Genomic DNA, 22,218 nt, shown 5'->3' with positions numbered 1-22,218 from the left:
GTCATGCCTCCGCGCTGCGGCCCTTGAGGGCGAACAGCCCCTGCGGACGCTTCTGGATGAAGAGCACGATCAGCACGAGCACGGCGATCTTCGCGAGCACGGCGCCCCAGAACGGCTCGATGGCCTTGGAGACGAGCCCGAGACCGAAGCCGCCGATGACGGTGCCCGCAATCTGCCCGACGCCGCCCAACACCACCGCCATGAACGAATCGATGATGTAGCTCTGGCCGAGATCGGGACCGACGTTGCCGATCTGCGAGAGCGCGCAGCCGCCAAGTCCCGCCACGCCCGCGCCGAACGCGAAAGCCCACGCATCCACGCGCGCGGTGCGCACGCCCAGGCAGGCCGCCATGCGGCGGTTTTGCGTGACGGCGCGCACGAACAGGCCAAGACGCGTCTTCGTGAGCACGGTCCACGCAACGCCCACCACGATCAGCGAGAACGCGAGGATCGCGAGGCGGTTGTACGGCAGGATGAGGTTCGGCATGACGCTCACGCCGCCGCTCATCCACGAGGGGTTTTCGACCTGCACGTTCTGCGCGCCGAAGATCATGCGCGTGGCCTGAATGAGGATGAGGCTGATGCCGAACGTCGTGAGCAGCGTCTCGAGCGGGCGGCCGTAGAGGTGACGGATCACGAGCCGCTCGATCACCGCGCCTACGAGCGCGGCAGCAACGAACGAAGCGGGAATCGCGAAGAGCGGATACCAGTCGAACGCGCCCGGCGCATAGCGCTGCACGAGCGTTTGGACGACGTAGGTTGCGTACGCGCCGATCATCAGGAACTCGCCGTGCGCCATGTTGATGACGCCGATGAGTCCATAGGTGATGGCGAGGCCGAGCGCCGCGAGCAGCAGCACGCTGCCGAGCGAGAGGCCCGCGAACAGCGTGCCGGCGATCTCGCTGCGGCGCTGGATGGCATCGAGCGCATCGATGCCCTGTTGCGCTGCTGATCGCACATCGGCATCGGGCTCGCTGTACGCGCCGCTCGCGTTCTTCGCGACGAGCGGGCGCAGCAGTTCGTACATGTCGACGTCGCGGCGCGCGGCGACGAGCTTCGCCGCTTCGAGACGCGTGGCCGCAATCGGATCGTGAAGCGCGGTCATCGCCCAGAGCGTGTCGAGACGGCGCTTGAGTGCCGGGTCGGTTTCCTTCGCGCGCGCGGCGTCGATCATCGGCTTCATGGCCGGGTCGGGGTTCTTCAGCAGCCCGGCGATGGCGGCGCGGCGCGTTTCCAGATCGGGCGAGGCGAGTTGCAGGCCCGAGACCGCACCCGCGACCTTCGAGCGCAAGAGGTTGTTCAGCGTGATGGGCTGCGCGCTCGAAGCGATGTTCGCGGCGACGGGCTGACCCGTGGCGGCGTCGCGCGCGCCTTGTCCATCCGCGCCATCCTGCACGAGCACTTCGCCCGCATCGGTTGCCGTGACGTTGTCCTCGGCCAGCGCTTTCAGGAGCGCAAGCGAAGCGACGTCGTGCGTGGCGATGAGCTTGTCGATGGCCGCGGATTTCGCGTCGAAGTCGTCGCCGCCGAGCGGCGCGACGTCGGCCGCATCGAGCGCGTGCGCGCAAGTGCATAGCGCCGTGAAGAGCGCAGCGGCGGCGAGCGCGTGGCGCAGGCCCGCTTGCGCGTACCTCGGGAGTGAGAGAGCCATGGTGCTTTCTTTTTTGGTGCGGGCCACAGCGCAACAGCCTGAAGTTACGCCGCGGCCCGTAGACAGAGCACGCAAGCGCGCGCCACGTTGCGGCGCGGCGCTCGCGAAGACAACGTCAGGCCACGCGCGAGCGGCGCAGGAAGGCGGGCAGCGCGTTCGAGGTGACCACATCCGGCTTGCCTTCGTTGCCGGCGATGAACGGGCTCCACGGCTGCGCGCGCACGGCGGTCTTCGTCTTCCAGACGACGTTGAACTGGCCGTCACCGCGAATCTCGCCGATCATCACCGGCTTGTGCAGGTGGTGGTTGCCGTCCATCGTGAGCGTGAAGCCCGAGGGCGCTGCCACGGTCTGGCCGATCATGGCCACGCGCACCTTGTCGACGTCGGTGCTCTTCGCCTTTTCCACGGCCTGCTTCCACATGTGGATGCCGACAAACGTCGCTTCCATCGGGTCGTTGGTCACGCGTTTGCTGCCGCCGGGCAGGTTGTTCGCCTGCACCCAGGCTTCGAACTGCTCCTTGAACTTCGTGTTGTTCGGGCCTTTCACCGACATGAAGTAATTCCACGCCGCGAGGTGTCCCACGAGCGGCTTCGTGTCGATGCCGCGCAACTCTTCCTCGCCCACGGAGAACGCGACCACGGGCACGTCGGTCGCCTTGATGCCCTGGTTGCCGAGTTCCTTGTAGAACGGCACGTTCGAGTCGCCGTTGATGGTCGACACGACCGTAGTCTTGCCGCCTTGCGAGAACGTCTTGATGTTCGCGACGATGGTCTGATAGTCGCTATGGCCGAACGGCGTGTAGACCTCCTGAATATCGCTGTCTTTCACGCCCTTCGAGTGCAGGAAGGCGCGCAGGATCTTGTTGGTCGTGCGCGGATACACATAATCGGTGCCGAGCAGGAAAAAGCGCTTCGCGCCGCCGCCTTCGGCGCTCATCAGGTATTCCACCGCGGGAATCGCCTGCTGGTTGGGCGCCGCGCCCGTATAGAACACATTGCGCGACATTTCTTCCCCTTCGTACTGCACGGGGTAGTAGAGCAGGCCGTTGAGCTCCTCGAACACGGGCAGCACCGACTTGCGCGACACCGAAGTCCAGCAGCCGAATACGCAGGCCACCTTGTCCTGCGTGAGGAGCTGGCGCGCCTTTTCGGCGAAGAGCGGCCAGTTCGAGGCCGGATCGACCACTACGGGCTGGATCTGACGCCCCATCACGCCGCCGTTCTTGTTGATGTCGGCAATCGTCATCAACGCGGTGTCTTTCAGTGAGGTCTCCGAAATGGCCATCGTGCCCGAGAGCGAGTGCAGGATGCCGACCTTGATCGGCCCGCTGCCGGTGTCCGCGTGCGCGAACGGCATGCGCCCCGCGGCCGCGAGTGCGCCCGACATCGTCCCGAGTTTCAACAGACTGCGACGTTTCATTTTTGTGCCTCTTGTCCGTGAGTGAGTCGTGGGCCGTGGCGCGGGGTCGTTTTGTCGTCTTGCGCGCCGCCCGGTGTGTGTGGCCTGTCTTGCGCATACCCTTCTGCAAGCGTTGTGCCAGCGTGAAGGTCGAGCGCCAGGCTTGCCCCATAAGGCGCGCGGCGATGCGGGGCGCATCGGCGGTGACGCAACGGGCGGGCGATTGTGGTGCAGCGAGATGCATGTTCGGGCGCGCTGCATCGTCTCAGTGCGCGTGTGCATGAAGCCGGACGAATGGCGCGTCGGGGCACGCTGCATCGTTGTGCATGAGGGGCGTGCCGGTGGCTGCACGCAGTGGGACCGGAGCGAATGGTCCAGAAATGACAAAGGGCGCGGCCTGAGCCGCGCCCCTTCCTTAAGCTGGCGTGGGCCTGCCTAGTACGTCGGCACCTTGGGATCGACCTGGCGCGACCAGGCGTCGATGCCGCCTTGCAGGTTGAACACCTTCGTGTAGCCGCGCGACTCGAGGAACATCGCCACCTGGGCGCTGCGCGCGCCGTGGTGGCAAATGCAGACGATCTGCGCCTCGTCGTCCAGCTCCTCGCTTCGCGCAGGGATCTCGCGCATGGGGATCGACAGGCTGCCGGTGATCCTTGCCGTTTCGATTTCCCACGGCTCGCGCACGTCGAGCAGTACGGGAGTCTCGCGCGAGGTGTCGGCAAGCCATTCGGCGAGGGCGGGGGCGGTCAGATTCTGCATGGAACACTCAATCGGGTAAGTAAGCCGGGCTGCCGTGCACGGAACCCGGCGATGCGGCAGGTTGGCAGCGCCTTAGAACTTGAAGCGCGGCGGATGCACGGCGTTCTGCAGCGGCTCGACATACGTTTCGAACACGCCGGCAATACGGAACTGCTTTTCGTCGATGCGCGTGATGATCTGCGCTTCCATGACGGGCGCGCCGCCCACGAAAGCCGCCAGTCGCCCGCCCACCTTGAGCTGCTCGAGCAGTTCCTGCGGCACGACCGGCAGGCCGCCCGAGACACAGATCACGTCGTACGGCGCGTTTGCGGCCCAGCCGCGTGCGCCGTCGCCGAGCACGACTTCGGCGTTGAGCACACCGTTCTTGACGAAGTTCGCGCGCGCGAATTCGGCGAGTTCGGTGTCGATCTCCACGCTCAGCACCTTCTGCGCCCGGTGCGCGAGCAGCGCCGCCATGTAGCCGGAGCCCGCGCCGATTTCGAGCACGCTCTCATGCTTCTTCACCGCGAGTTCCTGCAGCACGCGCGCTTCGACGCGCGGCGCCATCATGTGCTGCCCGTTCGGCAGCGGCACTTCGAGGTCGGCGAACGCGAGGGCGGTATAGGCCTCGGGGACGAAATGCTCACGCTTGACGATCGAGAGCAGGTTCAGCACGTCCTGGTCGAGCACTTCCCAGGGGCGAATCTGCTGTTCGATCATGTTGAAACGCGCTTGTTCGATGTTCATGGTGACTCGGCGTTGTGGTCGGGATCGGTTCGGTCCAAGCCCGGCAAAAAGGGTGTCGGGCAATCGGAGAATTGTAGCAAACCGGCTGCTGGCCCGGCCGCGCCGCCGGCAGCCCGAAGGGGTTCCGGCGGGATTGACGGATCGGTGTTTGTCCTGGCTTCGTGAGCCTTGCGGTTTTGCGGTTCTCGTACCAAAAATGTAATCGATTACATTTTGACGCGCCCAGACGGCTCACGCCGCGGCCGCCGCAGGCTTCCGAACCGGTCACCATCGCCTTCACCCATGTCCGCTCGCTCGTCCAGAACGTCGCAACTGCAGCCGCAGCCGTCTGAAGACGCCCGCGCCGATACCGCCGCGCGCGGCGGCTCGATCGCGGCGGTGGCGCAGCGCGCGGGGGTCTCGGTCGCGACGGTTTCGCGCGTGCTCAACGGTCATGCGAACGTGCGCGCCGCCACGCGCGAGCGCGTGCTCGCCGAGATCGAGACGAGCGGCTATCGCGTGAACGAACTCGCGCGCAACCTGCGCACGGCCGAAAGCCGCCTGCTCCTGACGATGGTGCCCGACTTCGGCAACCCGTTTTACGCGGAGATCGTGCGCGGCATCGACAGCGTCGCGCGCCAGCACGGGTTTTTCCTGCTGCTGTGCGACACGGGCGCCGACGCCGGTCGCGAGCGCAGCTACTTCGACCTGCTGCGCCGCCATCGCGCGGACGGGGCGATCTGCCTCGACCCGGCAACCGTGCAACATGCGCTGGCCGCCGAATCGACGGCGCTGCCGTGGGTGGCCTGCTGCGAGTTCGATCCGGACGTCGGCGTGCCGTATGTCGGCATCGACAACTACCGGGCCGCGCACGACGCCGTGCGGCATCTGATCGCGCGGGGGCGGCGACGTGTCGCGCTCATCAACTCCGACGAGCACTATCTCTACGCACGGCAGCGCCGCGAAGGCTGGCGCGATGCGCTCGGCGAAGCGGGCATAGCGATGCGCGACGCGTGGCGCGTGAACGTGAACTGCCTCGACTACGACGCGGGCGCGCAGGCCGCCGCCGCGCTCATGCAGTTGCCGGCCGGCGAGGCGCCGGACGCGATCTTCGCGGTGTCGGACACGCTCGCGGTGGGCGTGGTCAATGGCCTGCGCGGCGCGGGACGGCGCGTGCCGCGCGACGTCGCCGTGGTCGGCTTCGACGATATCGCGCTCGCCGCGCAGATCGACCCGCCGCTCACGACGATCGCGCAGCCCATGCGGGAACTGGGCGAGACGGCCGCGCGTCTGTTGCTGCGGCGTTTCGCGGACCCGCGCGCGAGCGTGCCGGGCGTGCTGCTGCCGCATCGGCTGGTGGTGCGCGAGAGCGGGTGAAGTCGAAATAACGCAAACGAACACATAGCAGGGGAGACCAGCGGAGCGAAGGCGGGCGGCGAGCGCCGCCCGCCGGAGCCCGCCGACAAGGCCACTGGAGGAGCGCACGCGCATGAGCGTCGCCGTCAAGTTCAACGACATCCGCAAGGACTTCGGTCCCGTGCGCGTGCTGCACGGCGTGAGCTTCGAGCTCGCGCCGGGGCGCATTCACGGCCTTTTGGGCGAGAACGGCGCGGGCAAATCGACGCTCATGAAGATTCTCGCGGGCTACGAAAACGCGAGCGCGGGCGAGATACTGGTGGACGGCGTGGCGCGCCGCTTCGACGGCTCGCGCGAGGCCGAAGCCGCCGGCATCGTGCTGATCCACCAGGAGTTCAACCTGGCCGAGCACCTGACGATCGCGCAGAACATCTTCCTCGGCCACGAGAAGCGCAAAGGCTGGCTCGTCGACGACGCTGCCATGCGCCGCGAAGCGCGCGAACTGCTCGCGCAGGTGGGCCTCGCGCGCGACCCGGACGTGAAGGTGCGCGACCTCATCGTCGCCGAAAAACAGCTCGTGGAGATCGCCAAGGCGCTCTCGCGGCACGCGCGCCTCCTGATCATGGACGAGCCCACGGCCACGCTCACGCTCGCCGAAACCGCGCGCCTTTTCGCGCTCATGACGAAGCTGCGCGCATCTGGCACGACGCTCGTCTACATCTCGCACAAGCTCGACGAGGTGGAGAGCATCACCGACGACGTGGTCGTGATGCGCGACGGCCGCTTCGTGGCCGCGAGCGCGACGGCGGACCTGGCGCGCCAGCAGATGGCGAACCTCATGGTGGGCCGTGACGTCTCCGACATGTTTCCGGAGAAAGGCGCGGCGCCCGAGCTTGCCCCCGTGGCGCTGCGCGTGACGCATCTCACCGTGCCGGGCTGGGTCGAGAATCTGGGCTTCGAGGTGCGCGCGGGCGAGATTCTCGGCTTCGCGGGACTCGTGGGCGCGGGACGCAGCGAGGCGTTCGAGGCGATCGTGGGCTTGCGCCACAAGCACGCAGGCGAGATCGAGATCGACGGCCGCCCGGTCACGCTGCGCCACCCGCGCGACGCGATGCGCCACGGCCTCACGTACCTGAGCGAAGACCGCAAGGGCCGCGGCCTGCACATGAACCTCACGCTGCAGGACAACCTCACGCTCATGACACTCGAGCGCTACGGTCATCCGCTGCTCGATCTGAAGGCGGGCCGCCGCGCGCTCGAGAAAGCGGTGCGCGACTTCGGCATCCGCACCGGCGACCTCGACAGCCGCGCGCGCATGCTCTCGGGCGGCAACCAGCAGAAGCTCGCGCTCGCCAAGTTCCTGCAGCCCGACCCGCGCGTGATCGTGCTCGACGAGCCCACGCGCGGCGTGGACGTGGGCGCGAAGCGCGACATCTATTTCCTGATCCAGCGGCTCGCGGCCTCGGGGCGCGCGGTCGTCGTGATCTCGTCCGAACTGGTCGAGCTGATCGGGCTCGCGCATCGCGTGGCCGTGATGCGCGCGGGCCGGCTCGTCGCCACGCTCGGGCACGAACATCTGAACGAAGAGGAGCTGATCGCTCATGCAACCGGCACCCACTGACGCTACGTCCGAAGGCCGTGGCGCGCGCTCGGCCGCGGCGCGATTCGTGCACCGGCTCGCAGGCGTCGGGCCGCTCATCGGCCTGATCCTGCTTTGTGTGCTCGGCACGCTGCTCAACCGCGATTTCGCCACCGCCGGCAACCTGCTCAACGTGCTCACGCGCACCTCGTTCATCGGCATCATTTCCGTGGGCATGACGTTCGTGATCATTTCGGGCGGCATCGACCTGTCGGTCGGCTCGATGGCCGCGCTGATCGCGGGCGTGATGATCTGGGTGATGAATACGCTGGCGGCGAGCGAACACGCGTTTGCACCCCTGGCCATCGTCGCGATCGGTATTGCGATTGCGCTCGTGCTCGGCGCGGCGTTTGGGCTCGCGCATGGCTTGCTGATCACACGCGGACGCATCGAGCCTTTCATCGTCACGCTCGGCACGCTAGGCATCTTCCGCTCGGTGCTGACATGGCTTGCCGATGGCGGCGCGCTCACGCTGCAGAACAATCTCGTCGATCTCTACGGGCCGGTCTATTACGCGAGCCTCTTTGGCATTCCGGTGCCCGTGTGGGTGTTCGCGCTCACGGCGGCGGGCGGTGCGCTCATTCTCAACCGCACGGCGTTCGGACGGCACGTGCAGGCGATCGGCTCGAACGAGCAGGTCGCGCGCTATGCGGCGATCCGCGTCGATCGCGTGAAGTGCGCAACCTACGTGCTGCTGGGCGTGTGCGTGGGCGTGGCGACGGTGCTCTATGTGCCGCGTCTGGGCTCCGCCACGCCGACTACGGGCTTGTTGTGGGAACTGGAGGCGATCGCCGCGGTGGTGGTGGGCGGCACGGCGCTCAAGGGCGGCGAAGGGCGCGTGGCGGGCACCGTGGTCGGCGCGGTGTTGCTCTCGGTCATCGCCAATATTCTCAATCTCACGAGCATCATCAGCGTGTATCTGAATGCGGCGGTGCAGGGCGTGGCGATCATTGCCGTCGCGTTCCTGCAGCGCGGCAGACGGTAAGGATTCGAAGCAGATCTGGCAGGGCGGTGGGGAAGTCGAAGGAGGCAGCGAAAACTCAACGCAGGAACGGGCGCGGGAGCGCACGACAGGAGACGGCATCATGAAGAAGATGATTCGAACGATGTGTGCGGGCGCGCTGGCGCTTGGCGTAGCGGCGACGTTCGGTGCGGGCGCGGCGCGCGCCGACGACAAGGTCACGCTGGGCGTGGCGATTCCCACGGCCGACCATGGCTTCACGGGCGGCATCGTCTGGTGGGCGAACGAGGCGAAGAAGGACCTCGAAAAGGCCCACCCGGACCTCAAGGTCATCGTCAAGACGGCGGCGAATGCGCCCGATCAGGCGAACCAGCTGCAGGACCTCGTGACCGTCAACAAGATCAACGCGCTCGTGATCTTCCCGTACGAATCGGCTTCGCTCACGCAGCCCGTTGCGCAGGTGAAGAAGCAGGGCGTGTACGTGACGGTGGTCGATCGCGGCCTGACCGACACGAGCGCGCAGAATGCCTATGTGGCGGGCGACAACACGGCGTTCGGCAAGATCCCCGCCGAATATCTCGCGAAGCAGCTGGGCGGCAAGGGCGACATCGTCGCGCTGCGCGGCATTCCCACCACGCTCGACAACGAGCGCTGGACGGCGTTCACGAACGTGCTGAAGAACTATCCAGGCATCAAGATTCTTGACGCGAAATACGCGAACTGGAACCGCGACGACGCGTTCAAGACGATGCAGGACTACCTGACGCGCTTCAAGCACATCGACGCCGTCTGGGCCGCCGACGACGACATGGCCGTGGGCGTGCTCAAGGCGATCGACCAGGCCAAGCGCAACGACATCAAGATCGTGTTCGGCGGCGCGGGCTCGAAGGAGATGGTCAAGCGCGTGATGGACGGCGACCCGCTCATCAAGGCCGATGTGTCGTATTCGCCGAAGTTCATCTACGACGCGATCAAGCTCACGGCCGAAGCACGTTTGCAGGGCAAGTCGCTGCCGCCCACGACGATCATCCCCTCGGTGCTGATCACCAAGGAGAACGCGAAGCAGTTCTACTTCCCCGATTCGCCGTTCTGAGGACGGGGCTTGCGATGAAGACGATCAAGGGCCCGGCGATTTTCCTCGCGCAGTTTCTTGGCGACGACGCGCCGTTCGACAGCTTTGCGCACATGGCCGGCTGGGCGGCCCAGCTCGGCTACAAGGGCATCCAGGTGCCCACCGATGCGCGCCTCGTCGATCTCGCGCAGGCCGCGTCGAGCGTGGCGTACTGCGACGACCTGCGCCAGCAGGCCGACGATGCGGGCGTGACGATCACCGAGCTTTCCACACATCTGCAAGGACAGCTCGTGGCCGTGCACCCCGCCTACGACACGCTGTTCGACGGCTTCGCGCCGCCGCAGGTGCGCGGCAAGCGCGACGCGCGCACGGCATGGGCCATCGAGCAGCTGATGCTGGCCGCGCGCGCCTCGAAGAATCTGGGCTTAAGCGCGCACGTGACGTTTTCGGGCGCGCTCGCGTGGCCGTACGTCTATCCGTGGCCGCAGCGGCCGGCGGGGCTCGTCGAAGCCGCCTTCGACGAACTCGCGCGCCGCTGGCGGCCGATTCTCGACGCGTTCGATGCAGCGGGCGTCGACGTCTGCTATGAACTGCATCCGGGCGAGGATCTGCACGATGGCGTGACGTTCGAGCGCTTTCTTGCGGCAGTGGGCGAGCATCCCCGCGCGAACATCCTCTACGACCCGAGCCACTTCGTGCTGCAGCAGCTCGATTACCTCGCGTTCATCGACCTCTATCACGCGCGCATCAAGGCCTTTCACGTGAAGGACGCCGAATTCCGCCCCACGGGCAAACAAGGTGTGTACGGCGGCTACAGCACATGGGTGGAGCGCGCGGGGCGCTTTCGCTCGCTTGGCGACGGGCAGATCGACTTCGGCGCGATCTTCTCGAAGCTCACGCAGTACGACTATCCGGGCTGGGCGGTGCTCGAGTGGGAGTGTGCGCTCAAGCATCCGCACGATGGCGCGCGCGAGGGCGCGGAGTTCATCAAGCGGCGCCTCATTCGCGTGGCGGAGCACGCGTTCGACGACTTCGCGGGCAGCGGCGTCGATGCGGCGCAGGTGAAGGGCGTGCTGGGCCTCTGAACGAGATTCTCGCAGGAGACACGCAATGACTCGAAGACTCAGGCTCGGGATGGTCGGCGGCGGCGAGGGGGCGTTCATTGGCGCCGTGCATCGCATCGCGGCGCGTCTCGACGATGGTTTCGAACTCGTCGCGGGCGCACTGTCGTCCGATGCGGCGCGCGCGCAGTCGAGCGCCGAGGCGCTCGGCCTCGCGCGCAGCTACGCCGACTGGCGCGAGATGGCGAGCGTGGAAGGCGCGCGCGAGGACGGCATCGATGCGGTGGCCATCGTCACGCCGAACCATCTGCACGCGCCGGTGGCGCATGCGTTCATGGAGGCGGGCATCCACGTGATCTGCGACAAGCCGCTCGCGGTCTCGCTCGCCGAGGGCGAAGCGCTCGCCAGGCACGCGCGCGACGCGAATCTCGTATTCGCGCTCACGCATACGTATTCGGGCTATCCGCTCGTGCGGCATGCGCGCGAGATGGTCGCGGCGGGTGAGATTGGCGAGGTGCGCATCGTGCAGGTCGAGTATGCGCAGGACTGGCTCGCCAATCCGGTCGAGCGCGGTGGCGCGAACCGCCAGGCGATGTGGCGCACGGATCCCGCGCTCGCGGGCCCGGCGGGGTGTCTGGGCGACATCGGCACGCATGCCTATCAGCTGGCGGCCTTCGTGAGTGCGCTCGTGCCGGAAGCGCTTGCGGCCGAAGTGCACACCTTCGTGCCGGGCCGCCGCGTGGACGATCACGTGCAGGCCATGCTGCGCTACGCCAACGGCGCGCGCGGCATGCTGTGGGCGAGCCAGGTGGCGAGCGGCGCGGAGAACGCGTTGCGGCTGCGCGTGTATGGCACGAAGGCAAGCCTCGCGTTCGATCAGGAGGAGCCCAACCTGCTGTGGTTCACGCCGCAGGGCGGCGAGGCGCAGCGGCTCACGCGCGGCCGCGTGACGGGGGCCGCCGCACGGCACGCGACGCGCGTGCCGCCGGGGCATCCGGAAGGCTATCTCGAAGCGTTCGCGCAGCTCTATCGCGACGCAGCCGCGCAGATCCTCGCGCGCGAGGCCGGCGAGCCCGCGCCGAGCGCAAGCCGGCTATTGACGACGGTCGACGACGGCGTGGAGGGACTGCGCTTTATCGACGCCGTGCTGGCAAGCAGCGCGGCGGGTGGCGTCTGGCGCAGCATCTCCCGAGCGTGAATGGCGCGTCGCGTGGTCATGGAAATCTGGATGAATGGACTGCCGACTCCAGCGGCGGACGTCGTTTTATTCCTGCGGAAAGCGGATCCGGGAAAATTGCTTGCCCGCCAGGATCGAACTTCTCCTTTAAATTTGATAGTCGACGGGAAGCAGTAACTGGAGTTCTTAGTCGGACCTGAATAATTCGTTTTGCGCGGCGCGGCCATCATGCCGTGAAGACGACAGTGGGCGAGCGGTTGCGCAAAGCGATCAGAATGAGGGCGTAAAAAAGCCGCAGCTTTCTGAGGATGATGCGCAGGTTGTGGCCGGCGCCGCACAGCACCGCGTGCATCGCATCGCCGAGTGCGCCTTTGAGCCAGTTCCGATCGAGTTTGCCGTCGGCCTTCATGTGACCGATGGCCGGCTCGATCGCGCTTCGCCGTCGGATCATCGCGCGCAGATTCCGCGTAATTCCGCGTCGCAATCCCGGGTGATAGATCTTCACGCCATCTACGGCGACACCCTTGTAGCCTCGATCAACAACCGCCACTTCCGGCCTCACGTCGCTTAGGATTGCCGCCTGCTCCAGTGCCTCGGCCAGCGTATGGCCGTCATACGGATTGCCCGGCATCGAGCGCGCTCCGATCACGAGCCCTTCCTTGTGGGTCGTCGTGATCGACACCTTGACGCCGAATTCGTACGGCGTGCGCGCTTTGCCCTTGGCCTAGCAACCCGGGCTCCGTTCAGGGTTAGAGACTCCGATCCGGATGGCGACGTCGTCTTCGATTTTCCAAACCTGTGAACCTTCGTGGTTCAAGGTCGCGAAGGTGCGAATGTAATAACCCATTTACAGTTGCTCCTTCAACGGTCCTGTCGAGTGTCCCATACGCGAAGGATAGCAATGGTCGCGGGCTCTTCTGCATACGGCGGCAAAACCTCGTAGTGCAGTTCGTATCGGCCCGCGAGACAGACCCAGCGATGTACCTCGCGAGCCGGTGGTCCGTCGTATCCGTCGAGCTCTTCGCCCAGCCGGTGGAAGTGGTCCTGTCCGAGTCGTTCCGCCTCATCGAGCAACGCATTGACGACCTTGCGAGCAGTGGCGGCATCATTGAACTTTTTGACGTGCCTGGCAATGACTTCAAGGTCTGACATCGCCTTGCCGGTGGGGATGACCTTGACGCTCACGCTTTCGGCACCGGCAGTTCGTTATCCGTGCCGAGGCTGTTTGCCCACGCACGAGCCTGCTCCATTGACACGAAGCGCCCGGCGGTAACGTCGTCTAGGCCCTCCTGAATCAGACGACGCTTTTCGGCCTCGCGCGCGAGGTACTGGACCAACGCTTTCTTGATGATCCACTGCCGCGGCCGCTCGATCTGCTCTGACAGAGCGTCCACTTGTTCTGCCAGTTCGACCGGCACTTGGGCAGTCAGCGTTCGAGTCTCAGCAACCATCACACACCTCGATTATTGATCAGCAACAGACTCTATTATAAAACAATAATACGGTCGGAATCGCTGTCCCTCGGCGCGCTGGATGCGTCGAAACGGAGAAAACAGGACGTCCGGCCCCGTCCGAAACGCTGGAAATTCGGGGGCTTTCACGTGCCTAACCAAAGTTATTTGGCCGTTGAGAGGGCGATATGGTCCTTATAAAATGACGATACGGTCGAAAAACCGTCAATTCGCCGGTTCTCGGCTCGCCGCTCGCGCCGCAACGCATGCCAGAGCGAATCCGCAGGAAATTTGCCGGATTTTCGCCTCACTTTTCTTTCTCTGATCTGCCCGAAGTGTCCGATGCCGCCGGCAGGCGTTGCTGCGCGCTCTATTTTTCGCGTTTTCAGGAGCTTCCATGGCTGCTATCACAATTCCAACCAAAGTTGAGAGCACACCGACGACCTTCACGCCTGCGTTCCCGTTCGTCGCGCAGACCAACGACTTCGACGATGTCTTTGCGTGCGCCGCGATGCTCTCGGGCAAGACGATCGAAGAAGTGAGGGAGATCGCTGTCGCCAAGACAAAGCATCCTGCACGGGGGCCGTACTACCTCGGCGAGACGCAGATCGCCGCGCTACTCGCCCAGCTTGGACTCGTTGTAACCGTCTACAAGGAGGTCAGCCGCGTGGCTGACATTCCCGACGTCGCCTTGCTGCTGGTCGACTACAACGCCGAGATGGAAGTCGGTCGGCACATCTTGTTTCACCGCGCAAAGGCGTCGCACGCCTCCGGCACCACGATCGAGTATGCACGCGACCCGGCGCCGTGGTGCAAACCGGCCGACCGCGTTCGCACCAACTTCAAGAGCATCGCCGGTCATTGGGCCTTTGGCATTCACGCCACTGCGTCCCGAACGGGATGGCCATCTTTCTGTCCCTGAACACCGACTGTGGTGGCGCGGAATCATGGCTTTGCGGACGGCAACAAGAGAACCGCTTGGGTGGTTGCCCGGCTTTTCCTTGCAGATAACGGCTATCGGTTGAAGTTTGATCCGGCCGACGCCGTTAGGACCATGGAAATGGTTGCTGCTGGCGTGCTCGACGAAGCTGCGCTGGCGGAGTGGTTCCGACAGCGGATCGCCGAGTAAGTCGACGCTAGGACGCACGGTTAATTTCGAAATTCCCGCTGGTTTGACAAGCTATGGGCGTCCTATAGGTGCCGACGACAGAATCCGTTCGGTGTACCGCGCGATCATGTTGAGTCTGGCAGGAACGCCAAGTCCCACATAGACGGGATCAAGAAAAGCAGCTCGTATACCGTCAGAAATATCGTCGCGTTACGGTGCTTGGGGCGGGACGACGACAGTCGATGGTGGACGTTGCCCGCAATCGTTCAGAGCGCTTCCAGCATCTGAAGCGTTTCCGGGTGCTTGGCGACCAGTCGGATCAGCGTGGCCGCCTGTGCGTTGGGCTTGGCCTTGCCTTGTTCCCAATTCTGATACGTGCGCACATTGATGCGCAGGCTTCGGGCCATGACGGCTTGCGACGCGTGAGAGGCTTCGCGCACGGCCTTGATTTCTGCCGGCGAAACTTCGAGCGTATCGGGCACATCGGCCTTGATCTTGCGCAGCGTGATTTTCCCTTCGCGCTCGCCAGCAAGGGCGTCGAGATCCTCGGTCAATTCAGCAAACAGATTTCGCTTCTTCATTGCTTGCTCCGTATCGTGACCTCTCTTTCCAGTCGCTTCGCGAAGGCTTTGCGCTCGTCACGGGAGAGGTCTGCCATTTCGTCCTTGTCGTACAGTGTGAACAACCAGAATTGATAACCGCTGACCCAGTAGTAACAGATCACTGGCAGGCCACCGCGTTTGCCTTTCTGGCGGCGTTTGTCGGCGAACCTCTACTTCCGCAGACTGCCGGCTCCCTTGATCTTGTCGCCAGCCTCGGGATTAGCCAGTAGCTCTTTCTGCAGGACGGCGTACTCGTCATCCGCCAGGTAGCTCTCGCGCTCACGGGAAAACGGCGGCAGTTCAATGAAGGTCGCTTGCATCAATAAATTATACGCTACCTGCGTATAATTTCAGGGGCATGCCTCGGTGAGCCGTGCCGAACCATGCTTGGGCCTACCGCTCATCGCACCGGAGTCGGTTGGAGGTACGCGATGTTAGCTCGGCGTACATCTTCTCCTGGTACGAGGTTGCTCCCCTTTCTATGCTCTATCTCGACTGCACTCACAAGCTGCTCAAACGGCTGAAATCCGACATGGTCGAGGCTGGAAGCAGCACGACGAAGCTCGGCAATTGGTACGCAACTGTTTTGCCATGGCGGCCTCAGGTCGCGCTGCTGGTGAATGAGCAAACGCTATTGCCGGTGCTGATGCCTTTGGCTCCGGCGGTCACCCTTGACCGTCGGCGACGACGAAGGTCTTGGTCGAACCGCTTGCCTGAGCCTGGCGTGCGTGGCGCAGGAGCCAGTCATTCAGGCCGGGCTTGCCACAATCGAAGTCTTCCAATCGTGGCTTGCGACCAGTGCCTGCGGTGGAGACAGCGGCATCAGTTCTCCGAAGGCGCCGTTCGAGAAAACAACTCCTTCAAGCCCGCGTTGTCTTGAGCCGGCCCTTCAAGCATGTCGAGCAGCGCTTGCGATTGGCTTTCGGTCACGAGGAATAAACGCTGGTCGAGCAGGATTCGTTCGGCAACCTGGCAGGCACTGTCGAGAATGAAATCGGTCATTGATTTGTGCGCGATCTCGGCTGCGCGGCGCAGTACTGCCTCCTGCTGCGGCGTGGCTCGCAAACCCAGGCGGGCGGAGCGGGTAGTCGTACTCATGGGAATTTCTCCGTCAGATGTACGTCATGCTGGCACAACCGGCGTACGACCGCATTTTTTCACAGGATTGCTCTTTTTCTTCATGCTTTACTTTTACTGTACGCAGAAGCCGCTCAAGCGTCTGAAACCCGAACTGGTCGAAGCCGGATGCAGCACCACGAAGCCTGGCAGTTGGTACGCAACGGTTTTGTCGTGGAAGCAGCAGATAGCGATGCTTGTGAATGAAGGAACGCTATTGCCGGTGCTGATGCCTTTGGCTCCGGCGGCCACCCTGACGGCCAGGTTCCCTGCGGATCTGGCACAGATTTTGGCCGCGCACGGGGTTTTGTTCATTCATTGCGTCTGAAAGAACCTGTCCGCATTTTTGTGGGCGAGTCGGTTAAAAAAACGTTACCCGCGCGCCCGCGTAAACCGCTCGCCAAACAGGCTGGCAATGTTGATTGAATCGCCGGACAGGGCTTGCCTGGCGTTGCCGACAAGTTTCGACAGACAGCGCGCCGCGCATACAAGGCGAATCCTGAGAGATGATGGCTTGACGGTTCTTCGCCATCAGCGCGTTTGCCTGCTGCCTTGAACGGTTCGAATGAGCGGCGACGGGCGGCCGCGCATTCGTGTCGCGGTTTGCCGTCTCTCGCGGCCATAGCGCTTCGGTTTATTGCGCGAGATACACGAACTTGCCCCCGCGGACCGTGCCCATCACGCTAGCGCGCTGGTCGAGGCCCACGTGGTCCGTCGGGCTCGTGTTCACCATGCCGTTGGGCACGACCACTTCGTGCGCGTGCTCCAGCTCGCCGCGCAACGCCACACGGAACGCTTCGGTGCCCGGCTGACCGGTCTTTAGGGCGCGCGCGACCGCGTCTTGCAGGCGCGGGTACACGCCTGCCGCGTCGCCTGCGAATTGCGTGACCGTGCCCGGGCCGTACTTTGCCTCATAGGCGTCGACGAACACGAGCGCCGCTTTTTGCGCCGGCTGGTCGGCCGGCAGCGTGCGCGCCACCACCACGGGTTGGGTCGGGAACAGGGTGCCTTCCACGTCCTTGCCGCCCAGCTTGATGAATTCAGGCGTGGCGATGCCGTGCGTCTGGTAGATCGGCCCCTTGTAGCCGCGCTCGATCAACGTGCGTTGCGGCAGCACGGTCGGCGTGCCTGCGCCCGCGATCAGCATGGCGTCCGGCCTGGCCGCCATCAGCTTGAGAATCTGGCCGGTCACGCTGGCGTCGGTACGGTTGTAGCGCTCGGTCGCCACGATCTGGATGTTGCGTTCCTTCGCGTACTTTGTGAATTCGTTGAGCCAGCTGTCGCCGTAGCTGTCCGCGAAACCGATGAAGCCCACGCTTTTCACGCCATGCGCCGCCATGTAGCGCGTCATGACGTCGGCCATGGCGGCATCGGTCTGCGCCATCTTGAAGGCCCACACGCGCGCGCCCTGCTGCGGCTCGACCACCGAGCCCGAGCCGACCAGCGTGATCATCGGCGTCTTGCTTTGCGCCACCGGGTCGAGCGCCGCAAGCGCCGCCGGCGTGATATTCGGCCCGACAATCACGTCCACGTGATCTTCGTTGATGAGCTTGTGGATGTTGCGTACGGCCGCGCCTGGGTCCGAGCCGTCGTCGAGCACGATGTAGTCGGCCTTCTGGCCCGCGATCGTGTCGGGCCACATCAGCATGGCGTTCTTGCTCGTGATGCCGATGGCGGCAGCGGGCCCCGTGCTCGAGAGGTCGATGCCGACCTTGATGTCGGCGTGGGCGGCCGGGGCGAACGTGGCGGCGGCAAGGGCGCAAGCCGCGGCGAGCGGGCGCAAAAGCGGGTACAGCTTCATCCGTTGAGTCTCCAGGCGAGAAGTGATGTTGTTGTAATGCGGATTTTCTCTGATTTTTCTTCCTGCGCGGCTGAGGTCGCGGCCGCCCGACGCTACAGCTCGTAAGTCTCGTGCTCGCCCTTGAGCGCCTGCTCGATGAGCTTGCGGTTCAGGCTCGGCGACAGCAGTTCGACGAGCGTATACACATAGCTGCGCAGGTAAGCGCCCTGCTTGAGCGCGACGCGCGTGACGTTGCTGCCGAACAGGTGTCCCACGGGCACCGCGCGCAGATGTCGGTCGCGTTCGGCGTTGAAGGCGATGTCGGCCATGATCCCGACGCCAAGGCCCAGTTCCACGTAGGTCTTGATCACGTCGGCGTCGATGGCTTCCAGCACGATGTCGGGCGAGAGCGCACGCAGGCGGAACGCGTCGTTGATCTTGGTACGCCCGGCGAACGCATTGTCGTAGGTGATCAGCGGATATTGGGCCAGATCGTCGAGCGAAAGCGGCTTGCGCTCGAGCAGCGGGTGGTCGGGCAGCATCACGGCCACGTGATGCCACGTGAAGCAGGGCAGCGACACCAGTTCCTTGTAGCCGGAGATGGCCTCGGTCGCGATGCACAGATCCGCCTGGTCATGGAGCACCATTTCCGCGACCTGGGTCGGGCTGCCTTGCAGGATCGACAGGTGCACCTTCGGAAAGCGCCGCTTGAATTCGGCGATGGCGGCAGGCAGCGAGTAGCGCGCCTGCGTGTGCGTGGCGGCGATGGTGAGGTTGCCCTGGTCCTGCGCCGCGTAGTCCTTGCCCACGCGCTTGAGGCTCTCCACTTCCTGCAGAATGCGCTCCACCGAGGCGAGGATGATCCGGCCCGGCTCCGTGAGCGAGCGCACGCGCTTGCCGTGGCGCGTAAAAATTTCGACCCCAAGCTCGTCCTCCAGCTCGATGATCGCCTTCGAGACCCCCGGCTGGCTTGTATACAGTGCCTTGGCCGCTTCCGTGAGGTTGAAGTTCTGGCGTACGGCCTCGCGGACGAAGCGGAACTGGTGCAGGTTCATAGATAATCCTTATAACCTGTTTGCATATCGACCTGATTTTTGAGTCGTTTGAAATATAAGGCGAGTTTATTACCATTCCTCCAACTTTTCCAATATGGATATCTGTTTTGGTCATTAGCAAATGACCGGCGCGATTGAAGGCGCGGCCGCCTCGCCAGAGGCAGGACAGAGCGGAAAGAGCGAAGTCGAGAAGTCGGAGCGCGGCGTAACCGGAACGCCGCGATTGAACCAAACCCTGGGGTCCCCGAATGTACCAATACGATCAGTACGACCAGACCATCGTCGACGAACGCGTCGCGCAATACAGCGACCAGGTCCGCCGCCGTCTGTCGGGCGAATTGAGCGAAGAAGAGTTCCGTCCGCTGCGCCTGCAAAACGGCCTGTACTATCAGCGCCACGCCTACATGCACCGCATCGCGATTCCGTACGGCAATCTGCGCAGCGACCAGCTGCGCATGCTCGGCACGATCGCGCGCGAGCACGACCGCGGCTACGGCCACTTCTCGACGCGTTCGAACATCCAGTACAACTGGATCAAGCTCGAAGAAACGCCGGAAATCCTGCGCAAGCTGGCGTCGGTGCAGATGCACGGCATCCAGACGTCGGGCAATTGCATCCGCAACATCACCGCCGACCAGTTCGCGGGCGTCGCCCCCGACGAGATCGTCGATCCGCGCCCGTGGGCCGAAATCCTGCGCCAGTGGTCGACGTTCCACCCCGAATTCGCGTGGCTGCCGCGCAAGTTCAAGATCGCCGTGTCGGGCTCGAAGGAAGACCGCGCCGCCGTGCAGATCCACGATCTGGGCGTCTACCTCGACCGTAACGAGCAGGGCGAAATCGTCGCGAGCATCCTGGCGGGCGGCGGTCTTGGCCGCACGCCGATCGTCGGCAGCATCATCAAACGCGACCTGCCGTGGCAGCACCTGCTGACCTACTGCGAAGCCGTGCTGCGCGTGTACAACCGCTATGGCCGCCGCGACAACATGTACAAGGCGCGCATCAAGATCCTCGTGAAGGCGCTCTCGCCGGCGAAGTTCGCCGAGCAGGTCGAAGAAGAGTGGCAGCACCTGAAGGACGGCCCTTCGACCCTCACGCAGGAAGAACTCGATCGCGTCTCCCAGTATTTCGTGCCGCCGGCGTATGAAAAGATCGCCGACACGGATACGTCGTACGAGAAGCATCTGCTGGAAAACCGCGCCTTCTCGCGCTGGGTCGAGCGCAACGTGCGCCCGCACCGCGTGCCGGGCTACGCGTCGGTCACGCTCTCGCTCAAGCCGCGCAACATCGCGCCGGGCGATGCCACCGACGTGCAGATGGAAGCCGTGGCCGGTTGGGCCGATGAATACTCGTTCGGCCAGATCCGCGTCTCGCACGAGCAGAACCTGATCCTCGCCGACGTCAAGAAGCGCGATCTGTTCGCGCTGTGGGAAAAGGCCAAGGCGCAAGGTTTCGCGACCGCGAACATCGGCCTGTTGACCGACATCATCGCGTGCCCGGGCGGCGACTTCTGCTCGCTCGCCAATGCGAAGTCGATTCCCATCGCGCTGGCGATCCAGGAGCGCTTCGACAACCTCGACTTCGTCTACGACCTGGGCGACCTGTCGCTGAACATCTCGGGCTGCATCAACGCATGCGGTCACCACCACGTCGGCAACATCGGCGTGCTGGGCGTCGACAAGGATGGTTCGGAGTGGTATCAGGTCACGCTCGGCGGCGAGCAGGGCAACGGCGCCAACGGCGCGCGCCTTGGCCGCGTGATCGGCCCGTCGTTCTCGGCGGAAGAGATGCCCGACGTGGTGCAGAAGGTGATCGACACGTTCGTCGAGCATCGCATCGACGACGAGCGTTTCATCGATACGTACGACCGCATCGGCATCGCGCCGTTCAAGGAGCGCGTGTACGCATCGCGCCAGCCGGCCCACGCTTAATGGACGCAACTGAAGCACGCAACGAGACTACGAGATTCGAGCAATGGCATTGATCATCAAAAAACGCGAGATCGTTGAAGACAACTGGCAAGTCGTGCGTGCGGCCGAAGACGGCGCATTGCCCGAGGTTGCCGCGCTGCCCACGGGCAAGGTGCTGGTGCCGCTCGCTTACTGGCAAGCGCAGCGCGATGCACTGGTCGCTTCGCGCGGCAAGGACGAACTCGGCGTGTGGCTCGCGCCGGACAGCGAACCGGCCGATATCGCCGCCGACTTCGACAAGCTCGCGCTGATCGGCGTGGACTTCCCCGTGTTCCGCGATGGCCGCGGCTTCTCGATCGGCCGTCTGCTGCGCGAGCGCTATGGCTTCCAGGGCGAGCTGCGCGCGATCGGCGACGTGCTGCGCGACCAGCTGCGTTTTCACGAGCGCTGCGGCTTCGATGCGTTCGCCGTGCGCGCCGACAAGGACATCCACGACGCGCTCAAGGCGTTCACCGAGTTCACGGTGCAATACCAGGGCGCCTTCGACGAACCGTCGCCGCTGTTCCGCCGCCGTCTGGCCCAACAAGCGCGACAAGGTTCGGCAGCATGAGCACCGTCGCGAACGAAATCACGGCTGAGCTGCAGGCGAAGATCGGGCGCCTCGACGCGCTGCTCGATTCGATTGCGGCGCGTCACGCCGACGTGAAGCTGGCCAGCAGCCTCGCAGCCGAAGACATGCTGCTCACGCACGCGATTCTTTCGCGCGGCGTGAAAATCGGCGTCTTCTCGCTGAACACGGGCCGCCTGCACGCCGAAACGCTCGGCATGATCGACGTGGTGCGCGAGCGCTACGGCTACGAGATCGAGCAGTTTCATCCGCAACAGGATGCCGTCGACGAATACGTCGCCCAGCACGGCCTGAATGCGTTCTACGAGAGCGTCGATCTGCGCAAGCGCTGCTGCGAAATCCGCAAGGTCGAACCGCTGAACCGTGCGCTGTCGGGCATTTCCGCCTGGGTCACGGGCCAGCGCCGTGAGCAGTCGGTCACGCGTGCGGAGCTGCACGAGGAAGAACGCGACGAAGCGCGCAACATCGACAAGTTCAATCCGCTCGCGGACTGGACCGAAGCCGATGTCTGGGCTTACCTGCGCGCCAATGACGTGCCCGTGAACCCGCTGCACGCCCGCGGCTATCCGAGCATCGGCTGCGAGCCCTGCACCCGTGCGATCCGTCCCGGCGAAGACAGCCGCGCGGGCCGCTGGTGGTGGGAATCGCGCGACACGAAGGAATGTGGCTTGCACATCACGTCCGTGTCGGCCATTCCGGTCGTTGAAGTGTCGTCCGAAGTGTCGTCCGAAGTGTCGTCCATCGGCCAGGCGAACTAAGATTGAATTTTGTCGCGCTGTCGAAACGACGGC

The 22,218-nt window shown here is 64.5% G+C and carries 23 protein-coding genes and 1 pseudogene; 12 read left to right on the top strand and 12 right to left on the bottom strand.

The window, feature by feature from the left end:
* Position 1: 1 nt before the first annotated feature.
* From urtB to AB4Y43_RS07970, 4 genes are all read right to left on the bottom strand, one after another.
* Positions 2-1,651, bottom strand: coding sequence for an urea ABC transporter permease subunit UrtB (gene urtB, locus AB4Y43_RS07985; RefSeq protein WP_368727411.1), 1,650 nt, complete (start codon positions 1,649-1,651; stop codon positions 2-4).
* A 115-nt stretch (positions 1,652-1,766) separates the two neighbouring features.
* Positions 1,767-3,071, bottom strand: coding sequence for an urea ABC transporter substrate-binding protein (gene urtA / locus AB4Y43_RS07980; protein ID WP_069265483.1), 1,305 nt, complete (start codon positions 3,069-3,071; stop codon positions 1,767-1,769).
* A gap of 414 nt (positions 3,072-3,485) precedes the next feature.
* The gene (locus tag AB4Y43_RS07975) at positions 3,486-3,809 is read right to left on the bottom strand and encodes a rhodanese-like domain-containing protein (RefSeq protein ID WP_368727410.1); all 324 of its coding nucleotides are present in this window, start codon (positions 3,807-3,809) and stop codon (positions 3,486-3,488) included.
* Positions 3,810-3,881: 72 nt separating this feature from the next.
* Positions 3,882-4,535, bottom strand: coding sequence for a protein-L-isoaspartate O-methyltransferase (locus AB4Y43_RS07970; RefSeq protein ID WP_368727409.1), 654 nt, complete (start codon positions 4,533-4,535; stop codon positions 3,882-3,884).
* Positions 4,536-4,817: 282 nt separating this feature from the next.
* Between AB4Y43_RS07970 and AB4Y43_RS07965 the strand changes: the two genes are divergently transcribed.
* The 6 genes from AB4Y43_RS07965 (at position 4,818) to AB4Y43_RS07940 (ending at position 11,801) form a co-directional block, all read left to right on the top strand.
* Positions 4,818-5,891, top strand: a complete 1,074-nt coding sequence (locus tag AB4Y43_RS07965; protein ID WP_368727408.1) for a LacI family DNA-binding transcriptional regulator — start codon at positions 4,818-4,820, stop codon at positions 5,889-5,891.
* Between the two features lie 112 nt (positions 5,892-6,003).
* Positions 6,004-7,491 carry a sugar ABC transporter ATP-binding protein gene (locus tag AB4Y43_RS07960; protein ID WP_368727407.1) on the top strand — a complete coding sequence of 496 codons (1,488 nt, stop codon included), beginning with the start codon at positions 6,004-6,006 and terminating at the stop codon, positions 7,489-7,491.
* Positions 7,472-8,494: an ABC transporter permease gene (locus AB4Y43_RS07955; RefSeq protein ID WP_069265478.1), complete on the top strand. Its 1,023-nt coding sequence runs from the start codon at positions 7,472-7,474 to the stop codon at positions 8,492-8,494. Before AB4Y43_RS07960 ends, AB4Y43_RS07955 begins: the two co-directional genes overlap by 20 nt.
* 100 nt (positions 8,495-8,594) lie before the next feature.
* On the top strand, positions 8,595-9,563 hold the full coding sequence (locus AB4Y43_RS07950) for a substrate-binding domain-containing protein (RefSeq protein ID WP_069265518.1): 969 nt from the start codon (positions 8,595-8,597) through the stop codon (positions 9,561-9,563).
* A gap of 14 nt (positions 9,564-9,577) precedes the next feature.
* Positions 9,578-10,627, top strand: coding sequence for a sugar phosphate isomerase/epimerase (locus tag AB4Y43_RS07945; RefSeq protein ID WP_069265477.1), 1,050 nt, complete (start codon positions 9,578-9,580; stop codon positions 10,625-10,627).
* Positions 10,628-10,652: 25 nt separating this feature from the next.
* Entirely contained in the window at positions 10,653-11,801 is a 1,149-nt protein-coding gene (locus AB4Y43_RS07940) for a Gfo/Idh/MocA family protein (RefSeq protein ID WP_368727406.1), read from the top strand.
* A 205-nt stretch (positions 11,802-12,006) separates the two neighbouring features.
* Here AB4Y43_RS07940 and AB4Y43_RS07935 read toward each other — a convergent pair.
* From AB4Y43_RS07935 to AB4Y43_RS07925, 3 genes and pseudogenes are all read right to left on the bottom strand, one after another.
* Positions 12,007-12,504: pseudogene (locus AB4Y43_RS07935) on the bottom strand (transposase); the annotation flags it as partial.
* A 137-nt stretch (positions 12,505-12,641) separates the two neighbouring features.
* On the bottom strand, positions 12,642-12,965 hold the full coding sequence (locus AB4Y43_RS07930; protein ID WP_069265475.1) for a type II toxin-antitoxin system RelE/ParE family toxin: 324 nt from the start codon (positions 12,963-12,965) through the stop codon (positions 12,642-12,644).
* Complete coding sequence (locus AB4Y43_RS07925; protein WP_368727405.1) at positions 12,962-13,231, bottom strand: CopG family ribbon-helix-helix protein; 270 nt, start codon at positions 13,229-13,231, stop codon at positions 12,962-12,964. Before AB4Y43_RS07925 ends, AB4Y43_RS07930 begins: the two co-directional genes overlap by 4 nt.
* A 397-nt stretch (positions 13,232-13,628) precedes the next feature.
* On the opposite strand from AB4Y43_RS07925, the gene AB4Y43_RS07920 reads away from it, so the two are divergent.
* Positions 13,629-14,153 carry a hypothetical protein gene (locus AB4Y43_RS07920; protein ID WP_368727404.1) on the top strand — a complete coding sequence of 175 codons (525 nt, stop codon included), beginning with the start codon at positions 13,629-13,631 and terminating at the stop codon, positions 14,151-14,153.
* A gap of 9 nt (positions 14,154-14,162) precedes the next feature.
* On the top strand, positions 14,163-14,360 hold the full coding sequence (locus AB4Y43_RS07915) for a type II toxin-antitoxin system death-on-curing family toxin (RefSeq protein ID WP_368727403.1): 198 nt from the start codon (positions 14,163-14,165) through the stop codon (positions 14,358-14,360).
* A 245-nt stretch (positions 14,361-14,605) separates the two neighbouring features.
* On the opposite strand, the gene AB4Y43_RS07910 is transcribed toward AB4Y43_RS07915, so the two are convergent.
* From AB4Y43_RS07910 to AB4Y43_RS07900, 3 genes are all read right to left on the bottom strand, one after another.
* On the bottom strand, positions 14,606-14,920 hold the full coding sequence (locus tag AB4Y43_RS07910) for a DNA-binding transcriptional regulator (RefSeq protein ID WP_069265472.1): 315 nt from the start codon (positions 14,918-14,920) through the stop codon (positions 14,606-14,608).
* Between the two features lie 191 nt (positions 14,921-15,111).
* A complete protein-coding gene (locus tag AB4Y43_RS07905; RefSeq protein WP_368727402.1) occupies positions 15,112-15,261 on the bottom strand; it encodes an addiction module toxin RelE in 150 nt (49 codons plus the stop codon).
* A 502-nt stretch (positions 15,262-15,763) separates the two neighbouring features.
* Positions 15,764-16,039 carry a DUF1778 domain-containing protein gene (locus tag AB4Y43_RS07900; protein WP_368727401.1) on the bottom strand — a complete coding sequence of 92 codons (276 nt, stop codon included), beginning with the start codon at positions 16,037-16,039 and terminating at the stop codon, positions 15,764-15,766.
* Between AB4Y43_RS07900 and AB4Y43_RS07895 the strand changes: the two genes are divergently transcribed.
* Positions 16,038-16,385 (top strand): hypothetical protein, encoded by a 348-nt coding sequence (locus AB4Y43_RS07895; protein ID WP_368727400.1) that lies wholly within the window; start codon positions 16,038-16,040, stop codon positions 16,383-16,385. The two genes, AB4Y43_RS07900 and AB4Y43_RS07895, sit on opposite strands and share 2 nt — an antisense overlap.
* Before the next feature lie 306 nt (positions 16,386-16,691).
* Here the strand turns inward: AB4Y43_RS07895 and AB4Y43_RS07890 are convergent, their stop codons facing one another.
* Together AB4Y43_RS07890 and AB4Y43_RS07885 are read right to left on the bottom strand one after the other, a co-directional pair.
* On the bottom strand, positions 16,692-17,858 hold the full coding sequence (locus AB4Y43_RS07890; protein WP_368727399.1) for an ABC transporter substrate-binding protein: 1,167 nt from the start codon (positions 17,856-17,858) through the stop codon (positions 16,692-16,694).
* 92 nt (positions 17,859-17,950) lie between these two features.
* The gene (locus AB4Y43_RS07885) at positions 17,951-18,892 is read right to left on the bottom strand and encodes a CysB family HTH-type transcriptional regulator (RefSeq protein WP_028210583.1); all 942 of its coding nucleotides are present in this window, start codon (positions 18,890-18,892) and stop codon (positions 17,951-17,953) included.
* Positions 18,893-19,140: 248 nt separating this feature from the next.
* Between AB4Y43_RS07885 and AB4Y43_RS07880 the strand changes: the two genes are divergently transcribed.
* The 3 genes from AB4Y43_RS07880 to AB4Y43_RS07870 are packed head-to-tail and all read left to right on the top strand — an operon-like array spanning position 19,141 to position 22,185.
* Positions 19,141-20,820, top strand: a complete 1,680-nt coding sequence (locus AB4Y43_RS07880) for a nitrite/sulfite reductase (RefSeq protein ID WP_368727398.1) — start codon at positions 19,141-19,143, stop codon at positions 20,818-20,820.
* A 43-nt stretch (positions 20,821-20,863) separates the two neighbouring features.
* Positions 20,864-21,409, top strand: a complete 546-nt coding sequence (locus AB4Y43_RS07875; RefSeq protein ID WP_368727397.1) for a DUF934 domain-containing protein — start codon at positions 20,864-20,866, stop codon at positions 21,407-21,409.
* Positions 21,406-22,185: a phosphoadenylyl-sulfate reductase gene (locus AB4Y43_RS07870; protein WP_368727396.1), complete on the top strand. Its 780-nt coding sequence runs from the start codon at positions 21,406-21,408 to the stop codon at positions 22,183-22,185. Before AB4Y43_RS07875 ends, AB4Y43_RS07870 begins: the two co-directional genes overlap by 4 nt.
* The last annotated feature ends 33 nt before the right edge of the window (positions 22,186-22,218 follow it).

It is taken from the genome of Paraburkholderia sp. BR10872 (genome assembly GCF_040965835.1).
Classification (GTDB): Bacteria; Pseudomonadota; Gammaproteobacteria; order Burkholderiales; family Burkholderiaceae; genus Paraburkholderia; species Paraburkholderia nodosa_A.
The sequence above is the reverse complement of the archived record's forward strand: the minus strand, read 5'-3'. Positions and strand labels throughout refer to the sequence as shown.

Bases quoted from the DNA above. Each gene is read 5' to 3' on its own strand.
- AB4Y43_RS07925 (WP_368727405.1), bottom strand. From the start codon at position 13,231: ATGGTTGCTGAGACTCGAACGCTGACTGCCCAAGTGCCGGTCGAACTG.
- AB4Y43_RS07900 (WP_368727401.1), bottom strand. From the start codon at position 16,039: ATGAGTACGACTACCCGCTCCGCCCGCCTGGGTTTGCGAGCCACGCCG.
- AB4Y43_RS07870 (WP_368727396.1), top strand. From the start codon at position 21,406: ATGAGCACCGTCGCGAACGAAATCACGGCTGAGCTGCAGGCGAAGATC.
- AB4Y43_RS07945 (WP_069265477.1), top strand. From the start codon at position 9,578: ATGAAGACGATCAAGGGCCCGGCGATTTTCCTCGCGCAGTTTCTTGGC.
- AB4Y43_RS07950 (WP_069265518.1), top strand. From the start codon at position 8,595: ATGAAGAAGATGATTCGAACGATGTGTGCGGGCGCGCTGGCGCTTGGC.
- urtB (WP_368727411.1), bottom strand. From the start codon at position 1,651: ATGGCTCTCTCACTCCCGAGGTACGCGCAAGCGGGCCTGCGCCACGCG.
- AB4Y43_RS07885 (WP_028210583.1), bottom strand. From the start codon at position 18,892: ATGAACCTGCACCAGTTCCGCTTCGTCCGCGAGGCCGTACGCCAGAAC.
- AB4Y43_RS07875 (WP_368727397.1), top strand. From the start codon at position 20,864: ATGGCATTGATCATCAAAAAACGCGAGATCGTTGAAGACAACTGGCAA.
- AB4Y43_RS07890 (WP_368727399.1), bottom strand. From the start codon at position 17,858: ATGAAGCTGTACCCGCTTTTGCGCCCGCTCGCCGCGGCTTGCGCCCTT.
- AB4Y43_RS07910 (WP_069265472.1), bottom strand. From the start codon at position 14,920: ATGAAGAAGCGAAATCTGTTTGCTGAATTGACCGAGGATCTCGACGCC.
- AB4Y43_RS07970 (WP_368727409.1), bottom strand. From the start codon at position 4,535: ATGAACATCGAACAAGCGCGTTTCAACATGATCGAACAGCAGATTCGC.
- AB4Y43_RS07880 (WP_368727398.1), top strand. From the start codon at position 19,141: ATGTACCAATACGATCAGTACGACCAGACCATCGTCGACGAACGCGTC.
- urtA (WP_069265483.1), bottom strand. From the start codon at position 3,071: ATGAAACGTCGCAGTCTGTTGAAACTCGGGACGATGTCGGGCGCACTC.
- AB4Y43_RS07905 (WP_368727402.1), bottom strand. From the start codon at position 15,261: ATGCAAGCGACCTTCATTGAACTGCCGCCGTTTTCCCGTGAGCGCGAG.
- AB4Y43_RS07975 (WP_368727410.1), bottom strand. From the start codon at position 3,809: ATGCAGAATCTGACCGCCCCCGCCCTCGCCGAATGGCTTGCCGACACC.
- AB4Y43_RS07940 (WP_368727406.1), top strand. From the start codon at position 10,653: ATGACTCGAAGACTCAGGCTCGGGATGGTCGGCGGCGGCGAGGGGGCG.
- AB4Y43_RS07895 (WP_368727400.1), top strand. From the start codon at position 16,038: ATGGGAATTTCTCCGTCAGATGTACGTCATGCTGGCACAACCGGCGTA.
- AB4Y43_RS07965 (WP_368727408.1), top strand. From the start codon at position 4,818: ATGTCCGCTCGCTCGTCCAGAACGTCGCAACTGCAGCCGCAGCCGTCT.
- AB4Y43_RS07955 (WP_069265478.1), top strand. From the start codon at position 7,472: ATGCAACCGGCACCCACTGACGCTACGTCCGAAGGCCGTGGCGCGCGC.
- AB4Y43_RS07960 (WP_368727407.1), top strand. From the start codon at position 6,004: ATGAGCGTCGCCGTCAAGTTCAACGACATCCGCAAGGACTTCGGTCCC.
- AB4Y43_RS07920 (WP_368727404.1), top strand. From the start codon at position 13,629: ATGGCTGCTATCACAATTCCAACCAAAGTTGAGAGCACACCGACGACC.